The sequence below is a fragment of the Streptomyces longispororuber genome, assembly GCF_014656095.1.
GTDB lineage: Bacteria > Actinomycetota > Actinomycetes > Streptomycetales > Streptomycetaceae > Streptomyces > Streptomyces longispororuber.
Genome location: NZ_BNBT01000244.1, coordinates 1 through 7,939, shown reverse-complemented (window position 1 = coordinate 7,939; position 7,939 = coordinate 1). Strand labels below are relative to the sequence as shown.

General features: G+C 72.4%; 7 protein-coding genes. 2 read left to right on the top strand and 5 right to left on the bottom strand.

Annotation, left to right across the window (positions count from 1 at the left end; all coding sequences use genetic code 11):
- Positions 1-318: GntR family transcriptional regulator (locus IE330_RS39520; RefSeq protein WP_229926198.1), on the bottom strand; the 318-nt coding region annotated here is incomplete at its 3' end.
- A gap of 46 nt (positions 319-364) precedes the next feature.
- Here IE330_RS39520 and IE330_RS36990 point away from each other — a divergent pair.
- Positions 365-901 (top strand): carboxymuconolactone decarboxylase family protein, encoded by a 537-nt coding sequence (locus IE330_RS36990; protein WP_190140572.1) that lies wholly within the window; start codon positions 365-367, stop codon positions 899-901.
- A 74-nt stretch (positions 902-975) separates the two neighbouring features.
- Positions 976-1,695: an isocitrate lyase/PEP mutase family protein gene (locus IE330_RS36985; RefSeq protein WP_190140571.1), complete on the top strand. Its 720-nt coding sequence runs from the start codon at positions 976-978 to the stop codon at positions 1,693-1,695.
- Between the two features lie 172 nt (positions 1,696-1,867).
- Here the strand turns inward: IE330_RS36985 and IE330_RS36980 are convergent, their stop codons facing one another.
- The 4 genes from IE330_RS36980 to IE330_RS36965 are packed head-to-tail and all read right to left on the bottom strand — an operon-like array spanning position 1,868 to position 7,731.
- On the bottom strand, positions 1,868-2,836 hold the full coding sequence (locus IE330_RS36980) for an ABC transporter substrate-binding protein (RefSeq protein WP_190140570.1): 969 nt from the start codon (positions 2,834-2,836) through the stop codon (positions 1,868-1,870).
- A 1-nt stretch (position 2,837) separates the two neighbouring features.
- A complete protein-coding gene (locus IE330_RS36975; RefSeq protein WP_190140569.1) occupies positions 2,838-4,823 on the bottom strand; it encodes an ABC transporter permease in 1,986 nt (661 codons plus the stop codon).
- Positions 4,823-6,169, bottom strand: coding sequence for a quaternary amine ABC transporter ATP-binding protein (locus IE330_RS36970; protein ID WP_190140568.1), 1,347 nt, complete (start codon positions 6,167-6,169; stop codon positions 4,823-4,825). The genes IE330_RS36975 and IE330_RS36970 overlap by 1 nt, the downstream gene beginning before the upstream one ends.
- Positions 6,166-7,731: a GMC family oxidoreductase gene (locus IE330_RS36965; protein ID WP_190140567.1), complete on the bottom strand. Its 1,566-nt coding sequence runs from the start codon at positions 7,729-7,731 to the stop codon at positions 6,166-6,168. Before IE330_RS36965 ends, IE330_RS36970 begins: the two co-directional genes overlap by 4 nt.
- Positions 7,732-7,939 lie beyond the last annotated feature (208 nt).

Genomic DNA, 7,939 nt, shown 5'->3' with positions numbered 1-7,939 from the left:
GGTGAGCCAGCCCTCCGCGACGAGGTCCGCGTACGCGTCGGCGACCGTGTTGCGCGCGACCCCGAGGTCGGCGGCGAGCGCCCGGGACGACGGCAGCCGCGTCCCGGGCGCGAGCCGGCCGCCGCGGACCGCCTCGCGCAGCGCGTCCGTGAGGCCCCGGCGCACTCCGGAGCGGGGGCCCTCGCCGAGGGCGTCGAGGTGCAGGTCGACGCTCCAGCCGGTGCCGGGGGCGGGGGTTTCCGGGCGGCCGCCGTTCTCGGCGGCGGGCTCGGCGGCGGGCTCGTCTCCGGGTCCCGAAGTGGCCCACGTTTCCTCCATGGGAATGGACCATACCGGTGGGCTACTCGAGCCGTACGTTCGACTCATGACGAACACGACACAGGCCACCGACACGGCCCACACCCACGACGAGCGGCTCCCCGAGCACACGCCCCGCCTCAACATGGCCGAGCTGGCCCCGGAGGCGTACAAGGCCATGATCCGGCTCGCCGCCGCCGCGAAGAAGGGCGTCGACCCGGTGATCTACGAGCTGGTGCAGATCCGCGCCTCGCAGATCAACCACTGCGCCTTCTGCATCGACATGCACACCAAGGACGCCCTCGCGGCGGGCGAGAGCGTCGAGCGCATCGTGCAGCTCAGCGCCTGGGAGGAGTCCAAGCACTTCTACACCGCGAAGGAGATCGCGGCCATCGAGCTGACCGAGGCCGTGACCGTCCTCACCGACGGCTTCGTCCCCGACGACGTGTACGAGCGGGCCGCCCGGCACTTCGACGACAAGGAGCTGGCCCACCTCATCGCCGCGATCACCCTGATCAACGGCTGGAACCGGTTCGCCGTGACCACGCGGATGGTGCCCGGGCACTACACGCCGGGGACGACGGCGCACCGCCCGGCCGACTGACCCGCGGGGCCCCGCCGCATACCCCCTTCGCAGAGATTCGTAGAGCCGCCCATCCACCAGCCGGGAGAGCACACGTGACCACCACCGCCGCCGCGTTCCGCGCCCTGCACCACGACAGGGCGCCGGGGGACCCGCTGGCCCTGCCCGGGCCGTGGGACGCCGCCAGCGCCCGCGTCTTCGAGGAGGCCGGGTTCCCGGCGCTCGCCACGCCCAGCGCGGGCGTCGCCGCGTCGCTCGGGTACGCCGACGGGGCCGTGCCGCCGCGCGAGATGTTCGAGGCCGTCGCGCGCGTGGCCCGGGCCGTGTCCGTGCCGGTCAGCGCGGACGTGGAGGACGGGTACGGGCTGCCCGCGCGGCAGTTGGTGGGGCGGCTGTGGGACGCCGGGGTCGTGGGGTGCAACCTGGAGGACTCCACCGAGGACGGCCTGAAGGACCCCCGCGAGCAGGCGGAGTACCTGGCCGCCGTGCGGGAGGTCGCAGGGCCGGAGCTGTTCGTCAACGCGCGCGTCGACACGTATGTGCGCGGGGTCGCGGACCTGGAGGAGACAGTGGCGCGGGCCCGGCTGTACGTGGAGGCCGGGGCGGACTGTGTCTACGTCATCATGGCGCCGGTGGACGTCCTTCCCTCGCTGCGCGAGCGGGTGGAGGCGCCGCTGAACGCGATCTGTGTGGCGGATGGGGCCTCTCCTGCGGAGCTTGGCCGGAAGGGGGCCTCGCGGGTGACCTTCGGGCCGGGGTTGCAACGGCGGGCCATGGCCGCGCTGCGGGACATCGCGGCGGCGGGGCTGGGCTGACCCTGCCGGGGGCCTCCCCGAGCCCGCCCCTTCCCGAAACCAGGGGCTGCCGCCCCTGGACCCCGCTTCATCGGCGCTCCGCGCCTCGTCCTCAATCGCCGGACGGGCTATGAAGAGCCCGTCCGGCGCTTGAGGACGCGCGTCAGCGCGATCCCGGGCGCCCCCGCGAGGGCTAACGGGGAAGCCACGCCTTCCACTTGGGCTCGTTCGCGGTGATCCACTTCTCCGCCGCGTCCTCGGGGGACATCTTCTTGTCGGCGATCATGAGGGAGACCTCGTTCTGGTCGGCCTCCGACCAGTGGAACCGCTTCAGGAACTCCGCCGCCTTCCCGCCGTTCTCCGCGAAGTCCGCGTTGAGGTACTTCTGGAGCGGCGTGTGCGGGTAGGCGCACTTGATCGCGGCGGGGTCGGCGTCGCAGCCCTCCTTGTAGGCGGGGAGCTTCACCTCCGTCATGGGGACCTTCTCGAACAGCCACTGGGGCTTGTACCAGTACGTGAGGAACGGCTTCTTCTGCTTGGCGAACTGTTCGATCTGGGTGATCTGGGCCGCCTCGGAGCCCGCGAAGACGACCTTGTAGTCGAGGCCGAGGTTCTTCACGAGGGCCTTGTCGTTGGTGACGTAGGACGGGGAGCCGTCCATGAGCTGGCCCTTGCCGCCGGACTCCGGGGTGCGGAAGTCCTTCGCGTACTTGTTGAGGTTCTTCCAGTCGGTGACGTCGGGGTGCTTCTTCGCGAAGTACGTGGGGACGTACCAGCCGATGTGGCCGGTGACGCCGACGTCGCCGCCGGGGACGATCGTCTTCTTGTCCTTGACGTACCGCTGCTCCTGCTCGGGGTGGCCCCAGTCCTCCATGATGGCGTCGACGCGGCCCTGGCTGAGCGCGTCCCAGGCGGGGACCTCGTCGATCTGGACGGTGTCGACGCGGTAGCCCAGCTCCTTCTCCAGGATGCGCTTGGCGACGGCGACGTCCGCCTGGGCGCCGACCCAGGACTGCACGGACAGGGTCACGGTCTTGGCGCCGGCCGCGTTGGCGTACGGGGACGACTGCTTGGTCATGTCGGCCGCGCCGCAGGCGGACAGCGTCAGCAGGGCGGTGGCCGCCGCGACGGCCGCGGCGGCCCGGGGAGTACGGACGCTCATGTCACGCCCCCTTCTTCGCGCGGCGTTCCGTCGGCTGCGTCACCCGGTCGAGCATCAGGCCGAGGCAGACGATCGCGGCACCGGCGACCAGGCCGGTCGCGAGGTCGCCCTGGGCCAGGCCGAAGACGACGCTGTAGCCGAGCGCGCCGCCGCCGACGAGGCCGCCGATGACGACGACCGCGAGCACGAGGACGACGCCCTGGTTGACGGCGAGCAGCAGCGCCGGGCGGGCCAGCGGCAACTGAACCTGGCGCAGCACCTGCCAGTTCGTCGCGCCGAGGGACTTCGCGGACTCCATCGCGCCGGGGCTGACCTGGCGCAGGCCCTGCGTGGTGATGCGGACGACGGCGGGCAGCGCGTACACCACGGCGGCGGCGACCGCCGGGGCGCGGCCCACGCCGAACAGCGCGACGACCGGGATCAGGTAAACGAACTGCGGCATCGTCTGGAAGACGTCCAGAACGGGGCGCAGGACGCTCTCCAGGCGCTTGCTCCGCGAGGCGGCCACGCCGATCGCGAAGCCGAGGACGAGCGTCACGGCGACGCCCGCGATGACCTGGGAGAGGGTGTCCAGGGAGTCGTTCCAGACGCCGAGGACGCCGATCGCCGCCATGGCGAGGACCGCGGTGAGCGCCGTCTGCCAGGTGCCGATCACCCAGGCGAGCGCCGCGACGATCAGCAGCACCGACCACCAGGGCAGCCCCTGGAGGCCGTCGCGCAGCGGGTCGAGGACGTACGTGGTGAAGTGCGCGGCCCAGTCGGCGGTGCCGCCCACGACCGGGACGCCGGTGTAGAGGTGGTCGACCATCCAGTCCTTGGCCGTGTTCACCGGCTCGGCGATCGCCACGACCCAGCCCGTCGGCCACTCCAGGCGGTCGGCGAACCGGGCGGCGAGCGCCGCGGCCAGGGTCACGGCGGCGGCCACTGACCAGCCGCGCCAGCCGCGCAGCGGCGAGGTGTCCTCGGGCCGGTCGGCGCCGAGGCGTTCGCCCGCCGCGCCGGTCACGCGGTCCAGGACGACGGCGAGCAGCACGATCGGGATGCCCGCGGCGAGGGCCTGGCCGACGTCGACGGAGGCGAGGGCCTGGTAGACGCGGTCGCCGAGGCCGCCCGCGCCGATCACGGAGGCGATGACGGCCATGGACAGGGCCATCATGATGGTCTGGTTGAGGCCGAGCAGAAGTTCCTTGCGGGCCAGCGGCAGGCGTGCGGACAGCAGGCGCTGGCGGGCGGTCGCGCCGAGCGACGCCACGGCCTCCATCACGCCGCCGTCGGCGCCGCGCAGGCCGAGCGCCGTCAGGCGGGCCATCGGCGGGGCCGCGTACACGACGGTCGCGAGGACGGCCGCGGGCACGCCGATGCCGAAGACGAGGACGACGGGCAGCAGGTAGGCGAAGGCGGGGAGCACCTGCATGGTGTCGAGGACCGGCCGCATCATGCGGAACACCCGGTCGTTGAGGCCGCCCGCGAGGCCGAGCAGCAGGCCGAGGACCACGGACGCGAGGACGGCCACGGTCATCAGGGCCAGCGTCTGCATGGTCGGCACCCACATGCCGAGCAGCCCGCAGACGCCGAACGCGGCGGCGGCCGTCACGGCGAGCTTCACGCCCGCGACGCGCCAGGCGACCAGTCCGGCGGCGGCGGTGACGCCCGCCCAGCCCGCGGCGAGCAGGAGCAGGTAGACGCCGCGCACGGCGAGGACGACGGCGTTGGAGACGTGGCCGAAGAAGTACAGGAACAGCGGGTGGCTGTCGCGGTTGTCGATGATCCAGTCACTGGCCTTGCCGAGCGGCTCGGACAGGTCGACGGTGAGCGCGTCCGGCCAGGCGCCGGAGGCCCACTTGGCGTTCACGATCGGCACGGTGATCGCTGCCGCGAGGGCGAGCAGCAGGAGCTTGTGCACGGCGCGGTGGCGGAGCAGGGCCCCGAGGCCGGCATCCCGTACGGAGGCCGACGTGGCGGAGGTGGCGGAGGTGGCGGAGGCCATCAGGCGGTCACCTCACCGGGTATGTCCTCGGCCTTCCCGGCCGCCGGGGGCGGGGTGGCCTTCCCGGCCGCTGAGGGCCGGCCCTCTCCCGTCGTCGGGGACTGCGCGGAGGTCCCGGCCGCCGGGGGCTTCCTCGTGGGTTCGGCCTGCCGGACCTGGGCGGAGGGGGCGGCGGACCCGGCGGGCACGGTGGGCGCGGCCCGCCCGGCGGAGGCGGACGGCGGGGCGGAGGCGGACGGCAGGGTCGGGGCGGGTGGCGGGGGCTCCACGCCCGCGACCACGCCGAGCAGCCGTTCCTGGTCGACCACGCCCAGGCAGCGGCCCTCGTCCATCACCCGGGCGGGGAAGCCGGAGCGGGCCACGGCCTCGATGGCCTCGGAGACGGTGGCGTCGGGCGCCACGGCCGGGCCGCGGCCGTCGGCGGCGGAGTCGGGGTCGAGCGGGCGCATGGCCCTGCGGACCGTCATGACCTGCTCGCGCGGCACGTCCCTGACGAAGTCGCGGACGTAGTCGTCGGCCGGGGAGCCGACGATCTCCTCGGGCGTGCCGAGCTGGACGACGCGGCCGTCGCGCATGAGGGCGATGCGGTCGCCGAGCTTGAGGGCCTCGCTGAGGTCGTGCGTGATGAAGACCATCGTGCGGCCCTCCTCGCGGTGCAGGCGCACGACCTCCTCCTGCATGTCCCGGCGGATCAGTGGGTCCAGCGCGCTGAACGGCTCGTCGAACAGCAGGACCTCGGGGTCGGCGGCGAGGGCGCGGGCCAGGCCGACGCGCTGCTGCTGGCCGCCGGAGAGCTGCCCGGGCCTGCGCGCCTCCAGGCCCTCCAGGCCCACCTTGGTGACGACCTCGGCGGCCTTCTCACGCCGCTCGGCCTTGCCGACGCCCTGGATCTCCAGGCCGTACGCCACGTTGTCGAGGACCGAGCGGTGCGGCAGCAGGCCGAAGTGCTGGAAGACCATGGACGCGCGGTGGCGGCGCAGCTCGCGCAGCCGGTTCTTGTCCATCGCGAGGACGTCCTCGCCGTCGATGGCGACGGACCCGGACGTCGGCTCGATGAGCCGGGTCAGGCAGCGGACGAGGGTGGACTTGCCGGAGCCCGACAGGCCCATGACGACGAAGACCTCGCCCTTGTGCACGTCGAAGGAGACGTCCCGCACGGCGGCGGTGCAGCCGGTGCGCTCGCGCAGCTCGGTGGGCGTGAGGGAGGTCAACTCCGCGTCGCCCGGGACGCGTTCGGCCTTCGGCCCGAAGACCTTCCACAGGTTCCGGACGGTGAAGACGGGGGCCGCCGAGGGGGCGGACTCCTGGGCGGGACCGGTGCGGGGGGTGGTGGCGGCTGCGTTCATCGGCCGTCACCCCCCAGGAGCTCGGCACATTTCTCCCCGACCATGAGCACTCCGATCATCGGGTTCACGGCGGGCATCGTCGGGAAGACGGATGCGTCCGCGATACGGATTCCTTCGAGGCCCCGAATCCGCAGTTCCGGGTCCACGACGGCGAGTTCATCAGTGGAAGCGCCCATTCGGCAGGTGCCCGCCGGGTGGTAGACGGTGTGCGCGGCCTTGCGGACCAGTTCGCTGATCTCGGCGTCGTCGGTCACGTGCGGGCCGGGGAAGACCTCCCGCTTGAGCCACTTCTTGAACGGCTCGGCCTCGGCGACCTTGCGGGCCAGCTTGATCCCGTCGACGAGGGTGCGCCCGTCGTAGTCGTCGCCGTTCTCGTCGTACGCGAAGTACCTGAAGTCCAGGGCCGGCTTGACCTCGGGGTCCGCGGAGGTGAGGTAGAGGCGGCCGCGGGAGCGGGACTTGGGGATGTTCGGGGTCATCGACACGCCGTGCTCGGGGCGTTCGTAGCCGAGGCGCTCCGGGTTGTCGGTGAACGGGATCTGGTAGAAGTGGAACATCAGGTCGGGGCCCTTGTGCTCCGGGTCCCGCTTCACGAACAGGCCCGCGTCGGAGTCCATCGCGGAGTTGCCGGGGATCGGCCCGTTCGTCTCCCAGACGATGACCGACTCCGGGTGGTCGATGAGGTTCTCGCCGACGCCCGGCAGGTCGTGGACGACGGGGATGCCGAGCGCTTCCAGGTCCTCGCGCGGGCCGATGCCGGAGTGCAGCAGCAGCCGCGGGGTGTCGACGGCACCGGCGCAGACCAGGACCTCGCGGCGGGCGGTCAGCAGTTGTTCCGCGCCGTCCTTGGCGCGCACGTGCACGCCGCGCGCCGTCTTGCCGTCGAGCTGGAGCCTGTACGCCCAGGTCTCCAGGAACAGGTGGAGGTTCGGGCGGTCACCGGCCTCCATGTGCGGGTGGAGGTAGGCGACGGACGCCGAGGAGCGCTTGTTGTTCTCCGGGTGGTAGGCGAGGTCGAAGAAGCCGACGCCCTCGTCGAACGGCCGGTCGTTGAAGCCGACGACCTCGGGGACGTCCAGGGCCTCCTTGACGGCCTCGATCCAGTCGGTGGCTATCTGGTTCTGGTCCTTCTTCGCCACGCGCACGATGTTGTTGCGCAGCTTGCCGAAGTAGGGGTCCATCGCCTCGGCGTTCCAGCCGGTGGCGCCGGCCGCCTCCCACTCGTCCCAGTCGGACGGCAGCGGCTTGAAGGAGATCAGCGTGTTGTGCGAGGAGCAGCCGCCGAGCACCTTGGCGCGGCTGTGCAGGATGTGCGAGTTGCCCCGGGGCTGTTCGGTGGTCGTGTACTCGTAGTCGAGTTCGCCGCCGAGGAGGCCGAGCCACTTGCGCAGCGTCAGGACGTCCTCGCGGTCGATGTCGCTCGGGCCGCCCTCGATCACCGCGACGGTGACGTCGGGGTTCTCGGTGAGGCGGGAGGCGATCACCGATCCGGCGGTGCCGCCGCCGACGATCACGTAGTCGAACTCGGTACGGGCCTGCGGGTGGTCGGACGTTTCAGTCATGGCGGTACTGCTCCTCGTCGCTGCCAAGGTGCTTGCGCGTAAGGGGGTGTGCGTGAAGGGGTGTGCGTAAGGGTGTGCGTACGTACGAGCCCCGTCAGGGGCTCAGCATGGAACCGTTGGCGGGCTCGACGGTGAACCCTGCTGTGGTGAAAGGGGCTGTGGGGGCCGCGGGGCCGCGGGGCCTTGGTGGCCGCGGAGGCCGCCGGGG